General features: G+C 66.3%; 23 protein-coding genes and 1 tRNA gene. 13 read left to right on the forward strand and 11 right to left on the reverse strand.

From position 1 onward, the window contains the following. Positions 1–129 precede the first annotated feature (129 nt). From ABIE08_RS17770 to ABIE08_RS17780, 3 genes are all read right to left on the reverse strand, one after another. Positions 130–1,773, reverse strand: coding sequence for a DUF6538 domain-containing protein (locus tag ABIE08_RS17770; RefSeq protein ID WP_354553130.1), 1,644 nt, complete (start codon positions 1,771–1,773; stop codon positions 130–132). An 84-nt stretch (positions 1,774–1,857) separates the two neighbouring features. Then, positions 1,858–1,942, reverse strand: a tRNA-Leu gene (locus ABIE08_RS17775). A 606-nt stretch (positions 1,943–2,548) separates the two neighbouring features. Continuing rightward, on the reverse strand, positions 2,549–3,550 hold the full coding sequence (locus ABIE08_RS17780; protein ID WP_354553131.1) for an adenosine kinase: 1,002 nt from the start codon (positions 3,548–3,550) through the stop codon (positions 2,549–2,551). A 235-nt stretch (positions 3,551–3,785) separates the two neighbouring features. Here ABIE08_RS17780 and ABIE08_RS17785 point away from each other — a divergent pair, with 235 nt between their 5' ends. From ABIE08_RS17785 to ABIE08_RS17795, 3 genes are all read left to right on the forward strand, one after another. After that, on the forward strand, positions 3,786–4,817 hold the full coding sequence (locus ABIE08_RS17785; RefSeq protein WP_354553133.1) for a glycosyltransferase family 9 protein: 1,032 nt from the start codon (positions 3,786–3,788) through the stop codon (positions 4,815–4,817). A 76-nt stretch (positions 4,818–4,893) separates the two neighbouring features. Beyond that, positions 4,894–5,580 (forward strand): sulfate transporter family protein, encoded by a 687-nt coding sequence (locus tag ABIE08_RS17790; protein ID WP_354553135.1) that lies wholly within the window; start codon positions 4,894–4,896, stop codon positions 5,578–5,580. 38 nt (positions 5,581–5,618) lie between these two features. Continuing rightward, entirely contained in the window at positions 5,619–6,071 is a 453-nt protein-coding gene (locus ABIE08_RS17795; RefSeq protein ID WP_354553137.1) for a DUF2214 family protein, read from the forward strand. A gap of 291 nt (positions 6,072–6,362) precedes the next feature. Here the strand turns inward: ABIE08_RS17795 and nth are convergent, their stop codons facing one another. Further along, on the reverse strand, positions 6,363–7,067 hold the full coding sequence (nth, locus tag ABIE08_RS17800; RefSeq protein WP_354553138.1) for an endonuclease III: 705 nt from the start codon (positions 7,065–7,067) through the stop codon (positions 6,363–6,365). Between the two features lie 22 nt (positions 7,068–7,089). Here nth and ABIE08_RS17805 point away from each other — a divergent pair, with 22 nt between their 5' ends. Further along, the gene (locus ABIE08_RS17805; protein ID WP_354553140.1) at positions 7,090–7,602 is read left to right on the forward strand and encodes a DUF2244 domain-containing protein; all 513 of its coding nucleotides are present in this window, start codon (positions 7,090–7,092) and stop codon (positions 7,600–7,602) included. A gap of 80 nt (positions 7,603–7,682) precedes the next feature. Further along, positions 7,683–8,564 carry an SDR family oxidoreductase gene (locus ABIE08_RS17810; protein ID WP_354553142.1) on the forward strand — a complete coding sequence of 294 codons (882 nt, stop codon included), beginning with the start codon at positions 7,683–7,685 and terminating at the stop codon, positions 8,562–8,564. Here the strand turns inward: ABIE08_RS17810 and ABIE08_RS17815 are convergent, their stop codons facing one another. Genes ABIE08_RS17815 through ABIE08_RS17830 form a run of 4 tightly spaced genes read right to left on the reverse strand, consistent with a single transcriptional unit; the run spans position 8,565 to position 11,796 of the window. Then, positions 8,565–9,605: a hypothetical protein gene (locus tag ABIE08_RS17815; protein WP_354553144.1), complete on the reverse strand. Its 1,041-nt coding sequence runs from the start codon at positions 9,603–9,605 to the stop codon at positions 8,565–8,567. It abuts the gene before it with no gap. Further along, a complete protein-coding gene (locus ABIE08_RS17820; RefSeq protein WP_354553146.1) occupies positions 9,595–10,356 on the reverse strand; it encodes a ferredoxin reductase in 762 nt (253 codons plus the stop codon). Before ABIE08_RS17820 ends, ABIE08_RS17815 begins: the two co-directional genes overlap by 11 nt. A 9-nt stretch (positions 10,357–10,365) precedes the next feature. Further along, complete coding sequence (locus ABIE08_RS17825; RefSeq protein WP_354553147.1) at positions 10,366–10,971, reverse strand: sulfite oxidase-like oxidoreductase; 606 nt, start codon at positions 10,969–10,971, stop codon at positions 10,366–10,368. A 60-nt stretch (positions 10,972–11,031) separates the two neighbouring features. Then, positions 11,032–11,796 carry an alpha/beta hydrolase gene (locus tag ABIE08_RS17830; protein WP_354553601.1) on the reverse strand — a complete coding sequence of 255 codons (765 nt, stop codon included), beginning with the start codon at positions 11,794–11,796 and terminating at the stop codon, positions 11,032–11,034. Positions 11,797–12,031: 235 nt separating this feature from the next. Here ABIE08_RS17830 and infC point away from each other — a divergent pair, with 235 nt between their 5' ends. The 5 genes from infC (at position 12,032) to pheT (ending at position 17,156) form a co-directional block, all read left to right on the forward strand. Further along, positions 12,032–12,571 (forward strand): translation initiation factor IF-3, encoded by a 540-nt coding sequence (gene infC / locus ABIE08_RS17835; protein WP_026304192.1) that lies wholly within the window; start codon positions 12,032–12,034, stop codon positions 12,569–12,571. Positions 12,572–12,876: 305 nt separating this feature from the next. Further along, positions 12,877–13,071 (forward strand): 50S ribosomal protein L35, encoded by a 195-nt coding sequence (gene rpmI / locus ABIE08_RS17840; RefSeq protein ID WP_201401663.1) that lies wholly within the window; start codon positions 12,877–12,879, stop codon positions 13,069–13,071. Positions 13,072–13,099: 28 nt separating this feature from the next. After that, entirely contained in the window at positions 13,100–13,474 is a 375-nt protein-coding gene (gene rplT / locus ABIE08_RS17845) for a 50S ribosomal protein L20 (RefSeq protein WP_354553149.1), read from the forward strand. A gap of 171 nt (positions 13,475–13,645) precedes the next feature. Then, complete coding sequence (gene pheS, locus ABIE08_RS17850; RefSeq protein WP_354553151.1) at positions 13,646–14,728, forward strand: phenylalanine--tRNA ligase subunit alpha; 1,083 nt, start codon at positions 13,646–13,648, stop codon at positions 14,726–14,728. 10 nt (positions 14,729–14,738) lie between these two features. Then, complete coding sequence (gene pheT / locus ABIE08_RS17855; RefSeq protein ID WP_354553153.1) at positions 14,739–17,156, forward strand: phenylalanine--tRNA ligase subunit beta; 2,418 nt, start codon at positions 14,739–14,741, stop codon at positions 17,154–17,156. A gap of 403 nt (positions 17,157–17,559) precedes the next feature. Here the strand turns inward: pheT and ABIE08_RS17860 are convergent, their stop codons facing one another. The 3 genes from ABIE08_RS17860 to ABIE08_RS17870 all read right to left on the reverse strand — a co-directional run bounded on the left by ABIE08_RS17860 (position 17,560) and on the right by ABIE08_RS17870 (position 19,449). Then, positions 17,560–17,808 carry a DUF1150 domain-containing protein gene (locus ABIE08_RS17860; RefSeq protein WP_354553155.1) on the reverse strand — a complete coding sequence of 83 codons (249 nt, stop codon included), beginning with the start codon at positions 17,806–17,808 and terminating at the stop codon, positions 17,560–17,562. A gap of 39 nt (positions 17,809–17,847) precedes the next feature. Then, the gene (locus ABIE08_RS17865; RefSeq protein ID WP_354553156.1) at positions 17,848–18,276 is read right to left on the reverse strand and encodes an Hsp20 family protein; all 429 of its coding nucleotides are present in this window, start codon (positions 18,274–18,276) and stop codon (positions 17,848–17,850) included. Between the two features lie 126 nt (positions 18,277–18,402). Further along, the gene (locus ABIE08_RS17870; protein ID WP_354553158.1) at positions 18,403–19,449 is read right to left on the reverse strand and encodes a Gfo/Idh/MocA family protein; all 1,047 of its coding nucleotides are present in this window, start codon (positions 19,447–19,449) and stop codon (positions 18,403–18,405) included. 131 nt (positions 19,450–19,580) lie between these two features. Between ABIE08_RS17870 and ABIE08_RS17875 the strand changes: the two genes are divergently transcribed. The 3 genes from ABIE08_RS17875 to ABIE08_RS17885 all read left to right on the forward strand — a co-directional run bounded on the left by ABIE08_RS17875 (position 19,581) and on the right by ABIE08_RS17885 (position 21,670). Beyond that, a complete protein-coding gene (locus ABIE08_RS17875; protein ID WP_354553160.1) occupies positions 19,581–20,195 on the forward strand; it encodes a ribonuclease D in 615 nt (204 codons plus the stop codon). A 102-nt stretch (positions 20,196–20,297) separates the two neighbouring features. Beyond that, on the forward strand, positions 20,298–21,011 hold the full coding sequence (gene lptC, locus ABIE08_RS17880) for an LPS export ABC transporter periplasmic protein LptC (protein ID WP_354553161.1): 714 nt from the start codon (positions 20,298–20,300) through the stop codon (positions 21,009–21,011). Then, positions 21,008–21,670, forward strand: a complete 663-nt coding sequence (locus ABIE08_RS17885; RefSeq protein WP_354553163.1) for an LptA/OstA family protein — start codon at positions 21,008–21,010, stop codon at positions 21,668–21,670. Before lptC ends, ABIE08_RS17885 begins: the two co-directional genes overlap by 4 nt. The last annotated feature ends 55 nt before the right edge of the window (positions 21,671–21,725 follow it).

Genomic DNA, 21,725 nt, shown 5'->3' on the forward strand with positions numbered 1-21,725 from the left:
TTCATCGCCGCCAAGCAAGACTTCGACTGGAGTGTGTAGCGCCCAACGGGCGGGCAATGCTGTCTCCATATCGCGGCCGCCTCCTCGGCAGCCGTCAAATCGAGAGGGCCCCCCTGCTTCGGCCATTGACTACTTGATGACGTATCTCGGCAGCTTGTCGATGGCGATGGCCTTCGCCGTGATCGAGACCTCTCCGTATTCGTCCGCCACCGTCCTCGCAGCGTGTCCTTGGATGGCGTCGCGGACACCGGGATCAACTCCCATGTCACGACAGACGCTCTTGAAGCGATGTCTCCAGCCGTGGTTGGGCTGGACGCGCGGATCGTCGACGACTTCGCGGACGAACTCGCCTAGACGATTCTTCACGCCCTGGAGTGGCCCGAGAACGTCTCCGTCTTGGGCGGGGATCAGAAAGAGGGGGCCAGCCTTCGAAGCTTTGACGAACTCAATGAAGCCCTCATCAATGAGGTCGAGATGCAGCGGCACGTCGCGAGCCTCATCGGTCTTGACCGTGCCCGCGTCTGGAGAGATGTGGATGATCCATCTTTCGGCCTCCTGACGGACGTCTTGCTTCCGAAGCTGGGCGATCTCACCGACGCGCGCACCTGTGTAAGCGCAGAGCCAAGGAACCCAGCGCTTGGCCGCGAATGTGGTTGGGCGTTCCTTGCCGCGCCTGTGATCGCGCGCGTGTCGGAGGATTGTCGCAGCTTCGGCGTCGGTGAAGCCTTTGGGGCGGGTCCTTCGCTCCTTGCCGAGCTTAAGCGTGACGTCGGTCGCCGGGTTCGTGGCCATCTTACGGTTGGTGACCGCCCAGTCGAAAACGACTTTGAGCCCCGCGAGGTCGCTGCCTTTCACCGTCTTGGGTGAGATGGGCTTGCCGTTCCTCGGGTTGATTTCGGCGAGGCGCGCATCCTTGAAGGCGATGACGTCCTCTGGGGTCACCTTCGAAGCATCATCGTGGCCGAGATGCTTGACGAACTTCAGCATCGTGTTTCGGTAGCTCTCGTATGTGCTCGGCTTGCGTCCTGTGGCCTTCGCCTCGATCCACCACGCGTCAACGAGGCCCGTCAGTGAGGTGGTAGGTAGGGGCGCTGGTTCGGGCAACGGCGCGGCCTTGCGCTCGGGAGGCGCGAACGCTGGGAATCGATTGGCCTCAGGGTCTGGTGTGAAGTCGCTTTCCGCGTGCTTCAACAGCTGGAACGTGGCCTGTGTGAGCGACCTCGTCGATTCGAGGAGAAGGCGCTCACGGCTGTCGCGGTCGATGCGCAGCGCGTGACGACTGAGAACCCTGTCGACGAGATAGCCGTAGCGACGTTCAAGGGCGGCCAGGCGTCGCTCTTCCTGAGTGCCGATGAAAAGGATGTTGCCCGCCTGTGCGGACGCCACGTCCATCATGACACTCTGCCAGAGATCTGGGGATACGGGGTCGTCGCCAAATGTCGTGAGGAGATCTCGGTAGACCTCGCCGGACAGCGCTACGACTTGCTTGTGGTTGAGGCGGGCGGGTCCGAACCGAATCCCGTCCCAGACGCTGTCGAGGTAGGCTGTGACGACCGTGTGACGTCGCCTAGCCTCAGAGGGATCCCGCGTCTGCAGCGACATGACAATCGTGTCTGTCTTGGCTGAGAGTCTCTTGGTGACGAATGATTCGCCAATGGGGATCTGCAGGTCGATCCCATCCACCTTGCCGATTAAATCGGCAGGGATGCGCTTCCGGAACTGATGGAGGCTGGAGCCTTTACGTTTCATCGGAGAGGCCATCTTGAGGGGCATGTGTCGCACCGCTGTGTAGCAGTCGACCGCCTAATACCCCTGCAAGATCAACATCATAAGTGACATCAGTCACTTAGTTGGAAATGGTGCCCAGAAGAGGACTCGAACCTCCACGACTTTCGTCACACGGACCTGAACCGTGCGCGTCTACCAATTCCGCCATCTGGGCGCGGGGGGATGAATACGGGGAGGCCGGGGGCTTGTCAATCACGAGACGATGCGATCGCGAGGGATAATTCGGGGCTGGGGAAAACTCTGAGCCGCCTATGCCGCTTCCGCAACGAGAGGCCCCAACGCCGGCCCGCCTGTGCCCCGAGGCTCGCATGGGAGAAAGCGCGATCGAGGCTCCGGATACGGCCGCGGAGAAGCGCTGCGACACGGATTTCCGCGGCCCTGCAAGCCGGATTGCCTCGGCATCCGCCTTCGAGGCCATCTCGGCCCGAAGCCTCGCAGGCAGATATCCGCAGGGCCGAGGCGCCGATGCAGGTGGCAGGGCCGATCGGCTGGTGCCGGCCAACAAAGGCTATGAAGCGGACCCCCTCCGGCTGCGCCTGGCCGCCCAAGGCACAGAGGCCGTGATATCGTCCATCGCCTCGCGACGGGCCCCATCCCCTCCGGTGTCCTCGCCTAAAAGGATCGAACCGCGTCGAGCGCATGGGGTGCAGTCTCAAGGACTTCCGTCGCGTCGCCACCCGATACGACACGCTGGCCGGGAGCTCCACTTCGGCGTGGTCCCGGCCGTATCCGCGCCTACTGACTCAATCGAGTCCGGACCCTAGAGCGCGTAGCCGGACTGGCGGGCGAGGTCGATCAACGAGGTCGCCGGGCGCGGGCCCATATGGTTGATCACCTCGCCGGCCGCCAGCGAGCCGAGCGCCGCCGCCGTCCGGAGGTCGAGGCCCTTGGCGACGGCGTAGAGGAAGCCCGAGGCGTAGAGGTCGCCGGCGCCGGTCGTGTCGACCACGTCCTCCACCACCGTGGCCGGCACATGCTCGATGCCGTCCGGCGTCACGACATAGGAGCCTTCGGCGCCGACCGTCACCGTGGCGATGCGGCAATCCTCGCGCAGCGCCTTCAGCGCCGTGTTGAAGCTCGACGTCTCGTAGAACGACTTCAGCTCGACCTCGTTGGCGAACAGGATGTCGATCGTGCCGTCGCGCAGCAGGCGCAGGAAATCGCCGCGGAAGCGATCGACGCAGAAGGCGTCGGAAAGGGTCAGCGACACCTGCCTTCCGGCGGAATGGGCGATGTCGGCCGCCTTGAAGAAGGCGTCGCGCGCCGTCGGCGCATCCCAGAGGAAGCCTTCGAAATAGGTGATCTTGGTATCGGCGAACAGCACCGGGTCGATGTCGTCCGGGGTCAGCGCATGGCAGGCGCCGAGATAGGTGTTCATCGTCCGCTCGCCATCGGGCGTGACAAAGATCATGCAGCGCGCCGTCGGTGCGCCGCCGACCAGCGGCGCCACGTCGAAGGTGGCGCCGATCGAGCGCATGTCGTGGCCATAGATCGCGCCCAGTTCGTCATCGGCGACCTTGCCGACAAAGGCGGTCTTGCCGCCCAGCGAGGCGACGCCGGCGACGGTATTGCCGGCCGAGCCGCCCGATGCCTCAATCGCCGGGCCCATGGCGGCGTAGAGCCGCTTCGACTCGGTCATGTCGACCAGCCGCATCGAGCCCTTGGACAATTGCTGCTCGACCAGGAAGTCCTCTTCCGCCCGCGCCAGAATGTCGACGATCGCGTTACCGATGCCGAGAACGTCGTAGCGGGCTTCCGTCATGAGAAAATCCTGATAGAGCAAGCGGCCCTTGGCCGGCGGGAGTGACGGAGGCGGACTATACAGTCGGTCGTTCGCCGTGCAACCACCCTGCGGCGCGGGAGAAACGGTGCGTCTGGCCGCGTCGCGCGGCGGCTCGTCGCAAGCCCGACACAAACGCACCCCAGAGAAGGCGCCGCGGACGGTTGCCGCCGTACCGGCGTGCGGCGGCACGCCATACATTGGAATGCGCAGGATGATGAGCCAGACCACCGGAGACCCCGCCGCGAACCGTCCGATCGCGGTGATCGTCGAGCGCGAGGGGCTGGGCGACGTCATCCTCAAGCTGCCGCTGCTCAGGGCGATCCGCCATGCCCGGCCGGATCGCGCCATCTGGTGGATCTCGGCGCATGATACCGCCATGGAGGCGGCCGTGCTGCCCTATGTCGAGGGCGAGATCGCCCGGGTGATGTCGCAGCTGCATTTCACGGAACCGCTGCTGCAGGGGGTTCGCACGCTGAAGCAATTGCCGGCCTTCAGCGCTGTCTTCGATACGCGCACTCGCGTGGCCAGCGTGCTGGCGGCGCGGCTGGCGCTGACGGCGGAGGAATATTACGTCTGCCTGCCCGGGCTGAACCGCCGCGTCGGCGCGCCGTGGTGGGACCGGCGGCGGCCGGCCCATATCGGCGAACGCGCGCTGAACCTCGCGCATCAGGCGTTCGACACCGTCGATGCCACCGGCCGGATCGCCGCGAGCGCCGGCGCCGAAGCGCTGGCGGCAACCATCCTGCCGCCTTCCGAGCCCTGGATCGGCTTTGCCTTTGGCAGCAACAAGGCCTGGAAGAACTGGCCTCTCGAACGTTTTGTTGCGCTGGCGCGGGAACTGCGGACCGCTGGCTACCGGCCCGTTTTGCTCGCCGGGCCGGACGAGCGCGCGGCGCTCCCAGTCTTGGCCGAGACCGCGCCGGATGTCGACGTCGTCGACATGACGGCGATGGCGATCGACACGCCGCGTGGGAAGCTTGATGCCCCCTTGGCGCTGGCGCCGTCCATAAAGCTGCTGGTCGCCAATGATTGCGGCCTCGGTCATCTGTTCGGCGCCGCCGGCGTGCCGGTGGTCAGCCTGTTCGGTCCGACCAAGCCGGAGCGCTGGGCGCCGAATACGCCGGCCTCGCGCATCGTGCGCGCGCAGGATTTTGGCGGTTCGGCGATGACGGACATTCCGGTCGCCCCGGTTGTCGCGGCGACGCTCGACGTCCTGCGCGAAGTCGGGATCTCGCCGCGCCCGTAAGCCCCCCGCGCGCGTTGCCTTGCGCGGGGCGAGGCCGCATCCTATCTGCGTGCGTCGATCGGGGGAGGGTGCAAACATGCTTTCGGCTGCCTGGCTGGCTCTCAGCGATATCTGGACGCCGCCCTTCCGCGCCGTGCTGTGGAAGACGCTCGGGCTCACCCTCGTCCTGCTGATCGGCCTCTGGTTCGGGCTGCAGGCGCTGGTGGTGCATTTCGCCGATTGGCCGAGCCAGCCCTGGATCAACACCTCGGTCGCCATCGTCACCGGCTTCGGGCTGGTCATCGGCCTCGGCTTCCTGATCGCGCCGGTCTCGGCGCTGATGGCGGGCCTGTTTTCCGACGATATCGCGGCGGTGGTCGAGACCACGCATTATCCGCAGGATCCGCCGGGACGGGGGCTTTCCTTCGTCGACAGCGTCGTCTCGACGCTCGGCTTCACCGCGACAGTGATCCTGGTCAACATCGTCTGCCTGTTCCTGCTGCTGATCCCGGGCGTCAACCTCGTCGCCTTCTTCCTCGGCAATGGCTATCTGCTCGGGCGCGAATTCTTTGAATCCGCCGCGTCGCGCTTTCGCCCCGTCGCGGAGGCAAGGCAGCTTCGGCGCGACAATGCGGTGACGGTGCTGTTCGCCGGCTTCGTCATCGCCGCCTTCCTGGCGATCCCGATCCTCAACCTGCTGACGCCGCTCTTCGCCACCGCCTTCATGACGCATGTGCACAAGCGCGTGACGGGTTCCCGCCCGGCCGAAATCTCGACAAGATAGGCGGGCGGTCCAGGGTCCGCGCAACGGGGGACATCGCCATGCTCGTCGATCTGCTGCTCGCCATCGCCCATTTCCTGCTCGTCTTCGCCCTTGTCACCGTGCTCACGATGGAGCTGATGCTGCTGAAGCCGGGGCTTGCCGATGCGGCGCTGGAGAAGCTCGGCCGGGTCGATGCGATCTATGGCGGGGCGGCGACGCTGCTGATCCTGGCGGGCTTCGGCCGGGTGTTCCTCGGCCTGAAGGGCTCCGAATTCTATATCGGCAATCCCGTGTTCTGGGCGAAGATCCTCGCCTTCGCGGCGCTGGGCGTGATCTCGATCCAGCCGACGCGCCGCATTCTCGCCTGGCGCAAGCGGGCCAAGGTCGAGCCGGGCTTCGCCCCCTCGGCGGCCGAGATCGCCGGCGTGCGCCGGCTGGTGCATGCCGAGACGGCGATGCTGGTGCTGGTGGTGATCTTCGCGTCGATGATGGCGCGCGGCATCGGGATCTGAGGCGCTTCAACCGCGAGAGACGCCATGCCGCGGCGAACCGTTCGATTGCGGCATGGAGGGGGAACGCGTCGCCCCGACGAAGGCCGGGGCCCATAGACACCGGCCGAGCCGACAGGAGCCGGTCTTCTCTTCACTGCGTCGGCGCGTCTGGATCCCGGCCTCCGCCGGGATGACGGTCGAGCGACGAGCCGTTTGCATCCGTCGACAATCGCAACGCCTCGGCTGCATGGATCCTCGCCTTCGCGAGGATGACGGCCGGTCTGGGTTGGGCGCGGTGTGCGAAAAGCCCGGCTATGCCAGCGTCTTGTCGGGGTAGCGGCAGAGGTCGTTGATGAGGCAGACCGGGCAGTCGGGCTTGCGCGCCTTGCAGACATAGCGGCCGTGCAGGATCAGCCAGTGATGCGCGTGCAACATGTATCGCGCCGGGATGATCCGGTTCAGTTCCTTTTCCACCGCATCGACGGTCTTGCCGGGGGCGAGGCCCGTGCGGTTGCCGATCCGGAAGATATGCGTGTCGACGGCGATGGTCGGATGGCCAAAGGCGATGTTGAGCACGACATTCGCCGTCTTGCGGCCGACGCCGGGCAGCGCCTCGAGCGCGGCGCGGTCATCGGGAACCTCGCCACCATGCCGTTCCACCAGTTGCCGGCAGAGACCCATGACATTCCTGGCCTTGGTGCGGTAGAGGCCGATCGTCTTGATGTAGTCGCGCACGCTGTCCTCGCCGAGCGCCAGCATCTTGGCCGGCGTGTCGGCGATGGCGAACAGCGCCCGGGTCGCCTTGTTGACGCCGGCGTCGGTCGCCTGCGCCGACAGCACCACGGCGACCAGAAGCGTGAAGGTGTTGACGCTTTCGAGCTCGCCCTTGGGCTCGGGGTCGCGCGCCTCGAAGCGCGCGAAAACCTCGGCCACCTCCGCCCTGGTGAAGCGCTTCAGGGCGCGCGGGGCCTTGCGGCGCGGTGGCGCGGATGGCGGGAGAGGCTGTGCATCGGACATACATCCTCTATACTGACACCCCATGAGCGACCGCAATGTCGACATGCCGCAGACCGCGCCGCAGGCGTCCGGAAACGTGCTGTTCCGGGCGACGCTGACGCCGTACCGATCGCTGACGCCGCGCGGCTTCGCGGCGCTGATGATGGTCGTCGTCTTCACCTGCCTCGGCAGCGGGCTGCTGTTCTGGTCGATGGGCGCCTGGCCGATCGCCGCCTTTTTCGGGCTCGACATCCTCGCCATCCAGTTCGCCTTCCGCCTCAACTATCGCTCGGCCCGCGCCTGCGAGATCGTCGAGATGACGCAGGAGCACCTGACGGTGCGCCGGATCGCGCCGAACGGCCGCGCCGAGGCGTTCGATTTCAATCCCTACTGGGCGCGGCTCGAGGTCGAGCGCGTGCCGGATTGGGGCATCATCGGCATGGCGCTCGCCTCGCATGGCAGGCGGCTTGCGATCGGCGGCTTCCTCAATCCGGACGATCGCGAATCCTTCGCGACTGCCCTGACCCAGGCGCTGGCCTCGGTCCGCCACGCCTGAGGACGGTGCCGCGAAGGGGCTTGTACGCCCGCCCGGATGGGCGATAGACCGGGTTTCCTTCCCAGGCCCGCGGAGACAGCATGACCGGCAAGCACCTCTTCATCTTCGGGCTGGGCTTTTCGAGCCAGGCGCTGGCGCAGCGCGTGAAGGGCGATTACGCCTCGATCGGCGGTACGGTTCGCACGGAAGAGAAGGCGGCGCGGCTGCGCGAGGCCGGCATCGAGGCGCTGGTCTTCGACGGCGAGAGCGCCAGCGACGCGGTGATCGCCGCGACCCGGCGGGCGACGCATATCGTCCAGTCGATCGCGCCCGGCACGGCCGGCGACCCGGTCATCGCGCTGCTGCGCGAGGCGCTGATCGGCGCGGAAAACCTCGAATGGATCGGCTATCTCTCGACCGTCGGCGTCTATGGCGACCATGGCGGGGCCTGGGTCGACGAGGCGACGCCGCCCAATCCGCAGTCCGGACGCTCGGTCGAGCGGGTGCGGGCCGAGACGGAGTGGCAGATCCTGGGCGAGGAACGCCACGTACCGGTAGCGCTGTTCCGCCTGTCCGGCATCTATGGTCCCGGCCGCAACGCGCTGGTGCAGATCGCCGAGGGAACCGCGCGGCGCCTGGTCAAGCCGGGGCAGGTGTTCAACCGCATCCATGTGGCCGATATCGCGACCGCGGTCGCGGCCGGCGCGGCGCAAAAGGCTTCCGGCGTGTTCAACGTCACCGATGACGAGCCGGGCCCGCCGCAGGACGTGGTGGCCTTCGCGGCCGAGATCGCCGGCAAGCCCGTGCCGCCCGCGATCGATTTCGAGACCGCCGACCTGTCGCCCATGGCGCGGTCCTTCTATGGCGAGAACAAACGCGTCGGCAACAAGCGCCTCGCCGGCGATCTCGGCGTGCAGCTTGCCTATCCGACCTATCGCGAGGGGATCACCGCGCTCTGGAACGATGGCAGCTGGCGCGGCTGATCAGCCGAACAGCCAGGCAACCAGCAGGGCCAGCTGCAGCAGGGCGACGAGGCCAAGGCCCGCCAGGACGCGGCGCATCAGTCGGTTGATCCGGCGGCGCTGGAGGGCGAGGTCCGCCTCGACCCGCCCGAGCGCCGCATTGGCGGCGATCTCGCTTTCGGCGACGCTGCGCCGCCAGGCGGTGACCATCTCCATCAGCCCGGCGCGATCGAGCCTTTCGGTCCAGACATCGTCGAGCCCCAGCAGCGCCGGATCGCCGACCGCTTCGGAGACGACGGTCCAGGGCTTCTTGGCGGAATAGTGGATGACGCGCGCCGCGCGTGCCGCGCCCGGCAGGATCGGCTCGTAGGTTCGCAGGTAATTGTCGCGGATCGGCAGCCAGCGGACATCGTTGCCGAGCAAGGCGTTGAGGATGCCCTGGTCGCCGCCGTCGAAGGAGGGTGTCGCTGGCAGGCTTTCGAACAGCGCGTTGCGCAGCGCGGCATCCGGGGAAAGCGCGAAGGCGCCGGAATTGAAGACGGGGAAGGGCTGGTTGCTGAGCAGGTCCGGCGCGGCGGCGAAGCCCGCCCCGTCGAACAGATCGTCGATCGGCTGCCGCACCAGGCAGTCGCCATCGAGATAGACCAGCCGGTCGAGCGAGACGAAGCCGAACGTCCAGAGCTTGGTCAGCGTCCGGCGAAACCGCGCCGCCATGCTTCCTTCCAGGTCCTGCTTGATGATTTCCGGCACGGCCAGCACGGCCAGGTTCGGCGCCTGAAGCGCCGGCTGCCAGCCGCCGGCCGCGAGAAGCAGGATCGGCAGGTCGGTGACCGCGCGCAGCGAGCGCACCAGCACGTCGAGACCCAGCGCATATTCCGCCGTGCCGACCAGCACATAGGCGACGCGCCTGCCGTCGCGCCGGATACTTGGGCCAAGGCTGTCGAGCCAGGCCGCCGCCATGCGGTCGAGATGGGCCGCGACGGCCAGCAGGTCGTCGGTGGCGCGGGCGTCGATCGTCTCGGGCACGGCAGAGGTGACGATCGCGTGCGGCTCAGCCCCCATAGCGTTCGGCCTTGATGCTGGCGAAGGGGAGGCCGGCATCGAGCGCGAAGCCGGAGGCCGCGCTGACGAAAGGATTGGAGCCGCAGAGGAAAGTAGTCTTTGGCGCGGCGGGCAGGCTTGCCAGCGCGGCATCGACCAGGGCGCGGTCGATCCGGCCGTGACGGATGCCCTCGGTCGGGGCCGTCTCGCGACTCAGCGTCGCGAACAGGCTGAAATTCGGATCCTCGGCCGCGCGGCGCAGCAGCTCGTCGCACCAGATCAGGTCCTCGCGCCGGCGGGCGGAATAGATCAGCGCCGCCGGGATTTGGGGCGCGGCTTGGGCGCGGTAGCGCAGCATCGACATCAGCGGCACCAGGCCGGAACCGCCGGCGATAAGCAGCAGCGGCCCGCCATCTTCGGCGCGCCAGATGAAATGGCCGCCGATCGGGCCGCGGATCTCGATCTCGTCGCCGATCTCCACGACCTCATGGAAAAAGGGCGATACTTCGCCCTCCTCGATGAGGTCGATGACCAGCTCAATCTCGCCGCTGCCATCCGGCGCCGAGCCGATCGAATAGCTGCGCTCGGCCTGGTAGCCGTCCGGCGCGGTCAGCCGAACGTCGACATGCTGGCCGGCGGTGAAGCCATGCCAGTCCGCCGGCTTCAGCCGGAAGATCTTGACGCGCGGCGTCTCGATCGTGATGGCGACCACGGTGGCCGGCTGCCAGACCAGCCGGGCGGGCTGTGGCGCAATGTCGGGAAGGCTGCTCAAGGCGGAATCTCAATCTCCGGTAAAGCGCTGCTCGCGCCACGGGTCGCCACGCATGTGATAGCCGCGCAGCTCCCAGAATCCAGCCTCGTCACGCTGGGTGAACTGCAGGCCGTTCACCCATTTGGCCGATTTCCAGAAATAGAGATGCGGCACAAGCAGCCGTGCCGGGCCGCCATGGTCGGCGTTCAGCGGCTTGCCCTCGAAATGCGTCGCCACCATCGCCTTGCCGCCGATCAGATCCTCGGTCGGCACATTGGTGGAATAGCCGTCATAGGCATGCGCCAGCGTCCATTCGCTGGGCGCGGCGATGCCGGCCTCCGCCAGGATGTCGTCGACCATCACGCCGGACCAGGCGGTGTTGAACTTCGACCATTTCGTCACGCAGTGGATGTCGCGCGTCAGCTTCGATTGCGGCAGCTGGTTGAAGGACTCCCAATCCCAGCTCATCACCGGCCGGACGCCGTCCTTGAGGGTGAAGCGCCACTCGGCCGTCGCGACGCGCGGCGTCGGTCCGGCCGAGAGGACAGGGAAGTCCTCGGTCAGATACTGCCCCGGCGGCAGCCTGTCGCCGACGCCGTCGGTGGGCCGCTTGCCGATGAAGCCGCGTGTCGCCATGCCTCGCTCCGATCCTATTTCGGGCGAACCGGCCATCCCGGCTCCCCCGCCAAATTCCGTTCAGGCGATCGCCTCGACCGCGGCGATCAGCTTCTTGAGATCCTCCGGCCGCGACAGACGGTGGCCGGCATCCTTGATGATCGTCAGCACCACATCGTCCTGGGCCAGCTGCGCGACTAGATCGATCGCGACCTGCCACGGCACTTCGTCGTCGAGGACGCCCTGGATGATATGGACCGGCGCGCCGAGCGCAACGGGTCTGTGGCCGAGCAGATGGGTCTCGCCGTCGTCGATGAGCTTCTGCGTGATCAGATAGGGCTGGTCGGAATAGGCGCTGGGCTGCTTCAGCGCGCCGGTCGCCGCCATTTGGGCCCGCTCGGCCGGCGTCATCCGGGCGTAGATCAGGTCGCGCGTCATGTCGACGGCCGGCGCCAGCAGCACCAGCCCGGCGATGCGGCCGGGCGCCGCCTTGGTCATTTCCAGCGCCAGCAGCAGGGCGATCCAGCCGCCCATCGACGAGCCGACCAGGATCTGCGGCCCCTCGGCCTGGTCGAGCACGGCGCGCGATTCTTCCAGCCAGCGGGTGATGGTGCCGTCGGCAAAGTCGCCGCCCGAGCGGCCGTGGCCGGAATAGTCGAAGCGGGTGAGGGCGCGGCCGGTTTCCGCCGCCCACTGGTCGAGCGCCTCGGCCTTGGAGCCCATCATGTCGGACATGAAGCCGCCGAGGAAAAGCACGCCCGGTCCCTTGCCCGGGCGCGCCAGCACGGCAATGTCGCGGGCTTCCGCACCGGCGCCGACGGGGATGGTTCGGGGTTCTGACTGTATCAATTTCTCATCCACGACTCGAAATAAGCGCCGCGCCGCGCCCGGCCGGCGCGGAATGGCTGCTTTTGGTTGACTTTCCCGGCAGCTTGGCAGAGGTTTGCCGGGCTGTCCGGGATCTTTGACCCGCGTGTCCGCTTTTTGTCTCGCACCCGAATCCGGGGCCTAGCCAAACAAGTGGACCGTACCCATTTAGTCAATCCGGCCAGATTCATTAACGTTAGAGGAGAGTGCCCCCATTCGCCGTCCGTTCAAAGCGCAGGAACCCACTAAGGATGGGCCGCGTATCAACCGCGAAATTCGTGGTGTCCGTGAAGTTCAGTTGATCGGTGAAGACGGCCAGAATGTTGGCGTCACCCCGATTCAGGATGCGTTGGCTGCTGCCCAGGAAGCAGGCCTCGACCTCGTCGAGATCTCGCCGAATTCCGAGCCGCCGGTCTGCAAGATCCTCGATTTCGGCCGCTTCAAATATCAGACCCAGAAGAAGGCCAACGAGGCTCGCAAGAACCAGAAGGTCGTCGAGGTCAAAGAGATCAAGATGCGCCCCGCCATCGATGACCACGATTACGAGGTCAAGATGAAGGCCATCAAGCGCTTCTTCGAAGAGGGCGACAAGGTCAAGCTGACGCTCCGCTTCCGTGGCCGCGAAATGGCGCACCAGCATCTCGGCATGAAGCTTCTCGAGCGGGTTCGCGACGAGACGGCCGAGATCTCCAAGGTCGAGGCGGAACCGAAGCTCGAAGGCCGCCAGATGATCATGGTTCTGGCACCCCGCTAAGCGGATACGCAGCCCGGGATCGACGTTCGCAGGAACGTCGCCCCATGGCTTTGCAGGCCTGACAAGTCGGCGGACCGGAATCATCGGCCCGCCCTTTCACAGGACCTTGCCACCAACCCCGTCTCCCGCTATAGATCCGCCGTTTCCGAGCCGCCCGGCGCGAGGAACGTCAATTCGTTGACGATTTTCTCAGGGCATGCCGCGTCGGCTCACGAATGCTTCCATGCCGAAGCGACCATTCAGCGCCCGTTGCAAGACGGGCGAGGGTGGTTCTCATCTCGGCAGCATGATTAAGGATGAGCAAAATGCCCAAGTTGAAGACCAAGAGCGGCGCGAAGAAGCGTTTCAAGCTCACCGGTACCGGACGCGTCAAGGCAGGCCAGGCAGGCAAGCGCCATGGCATGATCAAGCGCACCGCGAAGTTTGTCCGTAATGCACGCGGCACCACCGTGCTTTCGGATGCGGATGCGAAGATCGTCAAGCAGTTCCTGAACGGCTGAACCGTCCCCCTTACCTGGAGTTTGAACCATGTCGCGAGTTAAGCGGGGCGTAACCTCCCACGCCAAGCACAAGAAGGTCCTGAAGCGCGCCAAGGGCTTCTACGGCCGTCGCAAGAACACCATCCGGACCGCCAAGGCAGCCGTCGATAAGGCCGCCCAGTACGCGTTCCGTGACCGCAAGGCCAAGAAGCGCAATTTCCGCGCTCTCTGGATCCAGCGCATCAACGCGGCTGTCCGCGAAGTTGCCGAGGGCCTGACCTACAGCCGATTTATCGATGGCCTCGCAAAGGCTGGTATCGAAGTCGACCGCAAGGTGCTGGCCGAACTGGCAATCAGCCAGCCGGCAGCCTTCAAGGCGCTGGTCGATCAGGCTCAGGGCGCTCTGCAGCAGCAGGCCGCCTGAGTTGGGCGGCCGCCTTCGGGCGGCCTCCTACCGGACTTTCCGGGGCCGGAACGCAACCGCGCCGCCGCCGCTTGAACAGCGGCTGCGGCGTTTGGCGTGATCCGGCGAGCATTCCTCTTCGGATCGAACTGACGATGATCCGGCGCTCGACGGGCGCCCATGAGGAATGACATGTCCGATCTCGAACTTCTCGAACGCGACATCCGCGCGGCCATTGACGGCGCTTCCGACGAAGCCGCCATCGAGACGGTCCGTGTCGCCGCCCTTGGCAAGAAGGGCTCCGTTTCCGATCTGCTGAAGGGCCTCGGCGCCATGACGCCGGACGAGCGCAAGGTCATGGGACCGGCGCTGAACGGCCTTCGCGATCGCATTTCCGAGGCATTGACCGCCCGCCGCGCCACGCTGAAGGAAGCCGGCCTCGCCGCCCGCCTCGCTTCGGAAGCCGTCGACGTCACGCTGCCGCTCCGGCCCAGCCCGCTCGAGCAGGGCCGCATCCATCCGATCTCCCAGGTGATCGACGAGATCACGGCGATCTTCGGCGATCTCGGCTTCGCCATCGCCGAGGGCCCGGATGTCGAGACGGACCATTACAATTTCACCGCGCTGAACTTCCCCGTCGGCCATCCGGCGCGCGAAATGCACGACACCTTCTTCTTCAATCCCGACGAGAACGGCGAGCGCCTGCTGCTGCGCACCCACACCTCGCCGGTGCAGATGCGCACCATGGAGCGCGAGAAGCCGCCGATCCGCATCATCGCGCCCGGCCGCACCTATCGCAACGACAGCGACCAGACCCATACGCCGATGTTCCACCAGGTCGAGGGACTGGTGATCGACACGTCGAGCCATATCGGTCACCTGAAGTGGCTGCTGGAAGAGTTCTGCCGCGCCTTCTTCGAGGTGGACAAGGTCGAGATGCGCATGCGCCCGTCCTTCTTCCCCTTCACCGAGCCGTCGATGGAAGTCGACATCCGCTGCAAGCGTGTCGGCAATGAAGTGCGCTTCGGCGAGGGCGACGACTGGCTGGAAATCCTCGGCTGCGGCATGGTCCACCCGAACGTCATCCGCTTCGCCGGCCTCGATCCCGACGTCTACCAGGGCTTCGCCTTCGGCATGGGCATCGATCGCATCGCCATGCTGAAATACGGCATGCCGGACCTGCGCGCCTTCTTCGACGCCGATCAGCGCTGGCTGAATCATTACGGCTTCCGTCCGCTGGACCTGCCGACGCTCGTCGGCGGCCTGAGCTCGTAAGGAAAGACCCATGAAATTCACGCTTTCCTGGCTCAAGGAGCATCTTGAGACCACCGCCTCGCTCGACGAGATCACCGATGCGCTGACCCGCGTCGGGCTCGAGGTCGAGGGCGTCGAGGACAAGGCGAAGCTGCTCGCCCCGTTCACCATAGCCTATGTCGTCTCCGCCGTTCAGCACCCCAATGCCGACCGACTGCGCGTCTGCATGGTCGATACCGGCTCGGGCGATCCCGTGCAGGTCGTCTGCGGCGCGCCCAACGCCCGCACCGGCATGAAGAGCGTCTTCTCGCCGGCCGGCACCTACATCCCCGGCAAGGACATCACCCTGACGGTCGGCACCATCCGCGGCGTCGAGAGCCACGGCATGCTGTGCTCGGCGGCCGAGCTGGAGCTGTCGGAAGACCATGACGGCATCATCGAGCTGCCGGCCGACGCGCCGGTTGGCCAGCCTTACGCCGAATATGCCGGCCTCGGCGATCCCGTCATCGACATTGCCATCACGCCGAACCGCCCGGATTGCCTCGGAATCCATGGCGTGGCGCGCGACCTGGCCGCCGCCGGCCTCGGCCAGCTGAAAGATCGTTCCGTCGCCCCGGTCGCGGGAAAATTCCCGTCGCCGGTCCGCGTGCATCTCGACCTCGGCGACACGCCGTCGCTGACGCCCGCCTTCGCGCTGCGCCTGGTGCGCGGCGTCAAGAACTGCCCGTCGCCGGAATGGATGCAGCGCCAGCTGCGCGCCATCGGGCTCCGGCCAATCAATGCGCTGGTCGACATCACCAACTTCCTGACCTTCGACCGCAACCGTCCGCTGCATGTCTTCGACGCGGCCAAGGTCAAGGGCGATCTGGTCGTGCGCCGGGCGAAGGAGGGCGAAAGCCTGCTCGCGCTCGACGGCAAGACCTATGCGCTCGACCCGTCGATCGTCGTCATCGCTGATGATAACGGCCTCGAGTCGCTCGGCGGCATCATGGGCGGCGAGGCTTCCGGCTGCGACGAGAACACCGTCGATGTGCTGATCGAATCGGCGCTGTGGGATCCGCTCAACATCGCCCAGACCGGCCGCAAGCTCGGCATCAACTCGGATGCGCGCTATCGCTTCGAGCGCGGCGTCGATCCGGCCTTCATGGTGCCCGGGCTGGAGCTGGCGACCCGCCTGGTGCAGGATCTGTGCGGCGGCGAGGCGAGCGAGGTCGTGGTGTCCGGCAGCGTGCCGGAGCCGCACCTCACCATCGCCTTCCCGATCACGGAAGTGAAGCGCCTGGCCGGCATCGATCCGAGCGAGGACGAGATCCGCAACGTTTTGACGGCGCTCGGCTTCTCGGTCTCGGGCCATGCGCCGTCGCTGACGGTCGGCGTGCCGTCCTGGCGGCGGGATGTCCACGGCAAGGCCGATCTGGTCGAGGAAGTCATGCGCATCCTCGGCGTCGACCGCGTGCCCTCGACGCCGCTGCCGAAGTCCGAAAACGTCACCAAGCCGGTGCTGACCCTAGCCCAGACCCGCACCCGCCGCGCCAAGCGCGGCCTCGCGGCGCGCGGCATGGTCGAGGCGGTGACCTGGTCCTTCGTGGCGAAGCCGGTGGCCGAAGCCTTTGGCGGCGGCAAGCCGGAACTGGCGCTGGCCAATCCGATCGCGGCCGACCTGTCCGACATGCGGCCGAGCCTGCTGCCCGGCCTGCTGCTGGCCGCCCAGCGCAATGCCGATCGCGGCGTTGCCGATCTTGCTTTGTTCGAAGTCGGCCAGATCTTCCGCGGCATCAAGCCGTCCGACCAGCTGACCGCGGCCACCGGCATCCGTCGCGGCACCGCAACGGTGAACGGCGCCGGCCGCCATTGGCAGGGCAAGGCGCCGGCGGTTTCGGTGTTCGACGCCAAGGCCGACGCGCTGGCGCTGCTCGACGTGCTCGGCGCGCCGGTGGACAAGTTCCAGATCGTCGCGGGGGCACCGTCCTGGTTTCATCCCGGCCGTTCCGGCACGATCCAGTTGGGACCGCAGAACATCATCGGCTGGTTCGGCGAACTGCACCCCTCCGTGCTGGAGGCGCTCGACGTCTCCGGCCCGCTGGTCGGCTTCGAGATCCTGCTCGACGCCATTCCCGTGCCGCGCGCCCGTCCGACCAAGACCAAGCCGCCGCTGGAGCTGGTGCCCTACCAGCCGGTGACGCGCGACTTCGCCTTTGTCGTCGATCGCAAGGTCGAGGCGGCGAAGTTGGTCAAGGCGGCGCAGGGCGCTGACAAGGCGCTGATCTCCAGCGTCTCGGTGTTCGACGTGTTTGAGGGCGCGGCGCTCGGCGCCGACAAGAAGTCCGTTGCCATCGAAGTGACGCTTCGCCCGACGCAGAAGACGCTGACCGACGAGGAGATCGAGGCGGTCGCCGCCAAGATCGTCGCCCAGGTCGGCAAGGCAACGCAGGGCGTCCTGCGTTCGTAAGCGTCGTCTCGAGTTGAAAAAAAGCCGCCCGGATGCGAGTCCGGGCGGCTTTTTTGTCTATCGGGGCGAGCTCTTCTTCGGGGCCGTTCCAAGGTGGCATTGCCCCGACCATCATCCTGAGGCGCCCGGCAAGGCCGGGCCTCGAAGGAGGGTCCAGGGATCTCGGATCGGTGGACCGCCCGAAAGCGGGAGCTCCGCTGGATCCTCCTTCGAGGCTTCGCTGCGCGAAGCGCCTCAGGATGATGGGCGAGGGGATCCCTCGGCTTGCCAGGCGCAGGTCGCCGAAGCCCTCTCGCCCAAAAATGCAAAAGGCACCGGACCTCCCCGCAGGAAGGATCCGATGCCCAGCATCGTGTTGGATTCCGCCGCCGCCGGGGGAGGCCGGCGCGGCAGGGGATCGAGCCTAGTGCAGGCTCACCGCTTCGAGGTCGTTTTCATGCGCGTTCATGACGACGGCGTCGCGGCTGTCGGAAATCATCAGCGGCGTGCCGCGTGCGTCGAGCAGGGCCCAGAACTTCTGGCCGGCTGCGAGTTCAGGCGCATCGGGAAACAGGTCGCGGATATTCTCGGACTGGACCGCCTTCACATAGGCGATCTGGCCGTTGCCGAGACCCGCAAGGCTCTCGGGCGAAATGGCAGTACGTGCAGACATAATATGTCTCCTCATTGAGAGCGAGAAGGACCGGCGACCTCAGTCGCGAACGCCGATCTCGATCTTGCGCACCACCCGCTCCGGCGTGGGCCGGGCAAGATCGATGGCAAGCAGTCCATCTTTCAACTCCGCCGAGATGATCTCGATCCCGTCGGCCAGCACGAAGGTCTTCTGGAACTGTCGTGCCGCGATGCCGCGGTGAAGGTAGATACGCTCCCGGTCGTCGGTTTGGCGTCCGCGGATGACGAGTTGATTTTCTTCCACGGTGACCTCGAGCGCCTCGCGGCAGAAGCCGGCGACCGCCAGCGTGATCCGCAGGCACTCGTCGCGCGCACCGCTTTTGGTGATCCGCTCGATATTATAAGGCGGATATCCGTCGCCCGACGCTTTCGCGACCCGATCGAGAACCCGTTCGATCTCGTCGAATCCCAGAAGCAACGGACTGGAGAACGCAGAAACGCGCGACATCCACAAAGTCCTTTCACTAAGCGACCTTGTAACCGGACCCTCTACGAGGCATCCGACGGGAACCTTCCCGTGGTCCCAATATGGTTGTGCCGACCCGACGCTTCAAGAACGTCGGCAACCGATCCTTCAGGGTCCCGTTGCCGCAGGCAAAAGCTCGGGTTTCTCCCACATTCCCGACCGTTCCGAGCGGAAGAGGGCGTCCAGAACGGCCATGTTGGCCAGGGCGTCGTCGAGCCCGTAGGGCCACGGCCCCGTGCCGCGCACCGCGCGAGAAAACGCTTCCGCCTGCAGGGCATACTGGTCGACGGGCGGGAAGGTGATGGTCTCGACCGGCTGGCCGGGGCCATGCAGGTCGAGGAGGATCTTCGACTTCTCGTCGGTCGGCGCCGAGAACGGCGTCTCCATCTCGATCCGACCCTCGCTGCCGACGATGCCGACGCGCTGATAGCGGAAGGCCTGGGTCGAGAGCGTCGCCGAAAACTGCCGCCCGGCGCCGAAATCAGCGAGGATCGACGTGGTGCGGTCGGTGTGCATCGCCGGGTCGCGGTCGATCAGCGCCATGACGCGCAGCGGCTCGGCGCCGAAGATCAGCCGGGCCGAGGCGATGGCGTAGCAGCCAATGTCCAGAATGGCGCCGCCGCCCGTCTCGGGCCGGTTGCGGATGTTGGCCGGGTCGACATTCAGGAAGGCGAAGAAGGTCTGCACGGCGCGGACCTTGCCGATCCGACCTGCCGCGAGGAGCTTCTGCACCTCCTGCCACTGCGGGTGGTGGCGGATCATGAAGGCCTCGCCGATCAGGATGCCGGCCGGCACGGCCTTCAGCCGCAGCGCGTCGGCGAGATCGAGGCCGATCGGCTTTTCGCACAGGACATGCTTGCCCTTCGCGGCGGCGGCGAGCGTCGTCTCGACATGCAGATGGTTGGGCAGCGCATTGTAGATCGCGTCGATCTCGGGATCGTCGATCAGTTCCTGATACGAGCCATAGGCCTTGGGAATATCGAAGGCGGCGGCGAAGTTCTGGGCATTGTCGAGGCTGCGCGACGCGACGGCGGTGACGCGCGTCGACGGGCTCTTCAGCATGGCCGGCACGACCCGCTGGCGGGCGATGCGGGCGGTGCTCAGAATGCCCCAGCGCACCGGGTCGGTGGCGGGCTCGCCTGGCGGGTTGGGCATGGTCGGCGTTCCTTCGTCTGCGCGGCTTCGGGGCGCTGCACCCGCGTCGCTGTGACCTGCGTCATTGCAGAAGTCGACATGCTTCGCTAGGAAAACGCAAACGCTTCCGAAATCTGAGGATTTTTTCTGTCATGACGATCCGCCTGCATCGCGGCGATCTGCCCGATCTCTCGAATTATGGCGCATCGGTCGCGATCGATACCGAGACTTTGGGGCTCAATCCGCATCGCGACCGGCTCTGCGTCGTGCAGCTGTCGCCCGGCGACGGCTCGGCCGATGTCGTGCAGATCGCGCAGGGCCAGCGCGAAGCGCCGAACCTGGTCAAGCTGCTGACCGATCCCGGCGTCACCAAGATCTTCCATTTTGCCCGCTTCGACGTGGCCGTGCTCGGCCATGCCTTCGGCATCACGGTCAATCCGATCTATTGCACCAAGATCGCCTCGCGCCTGACCCGGACCTATACCGACCGGCACGGCCTGAAGGATCTGGTCAAGGAGCTGCTCGACGTCGATCTGTCGAAGCAGCAGCAGAGTTCCGACTGGGCGGCGGAGAAGCTGACGGAGGCGCAGCTTGCCTATGCCGCCTCCGATGTCTTGTATCTGCATGGCCTGAAGGCCCGGCTCGACGAGCGTCTGGCGCGCGAGAACAGGACGGAGCTGGCCGAGGCCTGCTTCCGCTTCCTGCCGACCCGCGCGGCGCTCGACCTTGCAGGCTGGCCGGAACAGGATATCTTCGCGCATTCCTGAACGTAGGGCGACGTTGCGTCGCGCCTTGGTTTGCGCCGTCGGATATCCATATGGTGTCGCAGGCTCGCTGCGGCGGGGAAGCGATGAAAGAGCGGAGAGTGCATGAGCGCGTCGACTGACCCGACCTGGTCAGCAGGAGGCCCTGGCCGATATGTGGACGCCCGCCCGGGCGTCGACACGCGCTATCGCGCGGCCATGCGCCACAGCCGCTTCGTGCGCATCCTCAAGATCGCCCTGCCCACCGTCAGCGTCCTGGTCGCCGGCGCCTTCTTCGCCTTCACCTATTTCGTGCCGAGCCTGCCGGAAGGCGTCTCGTTCGGCTCGATCGACGTGACCAACAATGCCGTGGTGATGGAAAACCCGCATGTCTCGGGCTTCACCAACAATGGCCGCGCCTATGAGCTGAAGGCCGACCGGGCCGAGCAGTCGCTGAAGGACACCAAGGTCGTCACGCTGCAGAAGATTGGCGCCACGATCGGCATGGACGACACCGGTGGCACGGCCAAGGTCATTGCGACGACCGGCACCTATTATGCCGACAAGCAGCGCCTGTACCTCGACAAGGCGATCACGCTGTCGACCTCGACCGGCATCGCCGGCACGCTGCAGAACGCCGACATCGACATGAAGGCCGGCACCATGCGCTCCGACCAGCCGATCGACTTCACCGCCCAGGGAAGCCGCATCCAGGCCAACAGCGTCGAAGTGCAGGATCGCGGCAAGCGCGTTCTGTTCAGAAATGGGGTAAAGGTGACATACTCTGCCCCTGCCGACTCGCCTTCCCCGCAGCCCGCCGCACCTTCGGTGATCGAATGACAAGATTGTCCCACCGCCTCGTCTTTGCACTCGCCTTCCTGCCGTTGGCGCTTGGCGCTGTCGAAGCGCGGGCGCAGTCCTCCGCCGATCTGTTCAAGGGCTTCCAGACCGGCCAGAAAGGTCCGGTCAATGTCGAGGCGGATTCGCTCGACGTGGTGGAAAAGGATGGGCAGCGGATCTCGACCTTCACCGGCAACGTCACCGTCACGCGCGGCGACAGCGTGCTGAAGGCGGGCAAGATCTCGATCTTCTCGGCCGGCTCGAAAACCGCGCCCAAGGCTGCTGATGCCAAAGCCGCGGATGCGAATCCGGCGGACGCCAAGGCGACGGACGCCAAGCCGGCCGCCGCCAACAAGGAAGCCTCGCAGCTCGAAGGCAACCTTCCGGGCGCCGGCAGCTTCACCCGCATCGAGGCGAGCGGCAAGGTCTACGTCAATTCCGGCGCCCAGACCGCGACCGGCGACACCGCCGTCGTCGACATGGTCGGCAAGCTCGTCACCCTTTCGGGCAATGTCGTGCTGAGCCAGGGCCCCAACGTCATCACCGGCAACAAGCTGACCTGGGACATGACGACCGGCCGCGCCCGCGTCGACCAGAAGCCGGGCGCCCGCATTCGCGGCATCTTCACGCCGGGTTCGGCGCCGGGCAAGACGCCCTAGGCGCCGCAGAGCGCCGGCGGGCGGCCGCGTCGCGGCGGCCCGAGGCGAGGCGTCG

Origin of the sequence: Kaistia defluvii (genome assembly GCF_040548815.1) — a bacterium.
In the GTDB taxonomy this organism is placed as follows: Bacteria; Pseudomonadota; Alphaproteobacteria; order Rhizobiales; family Kaistiaceae; genus Kaistia; species Kaistia defluvii_A.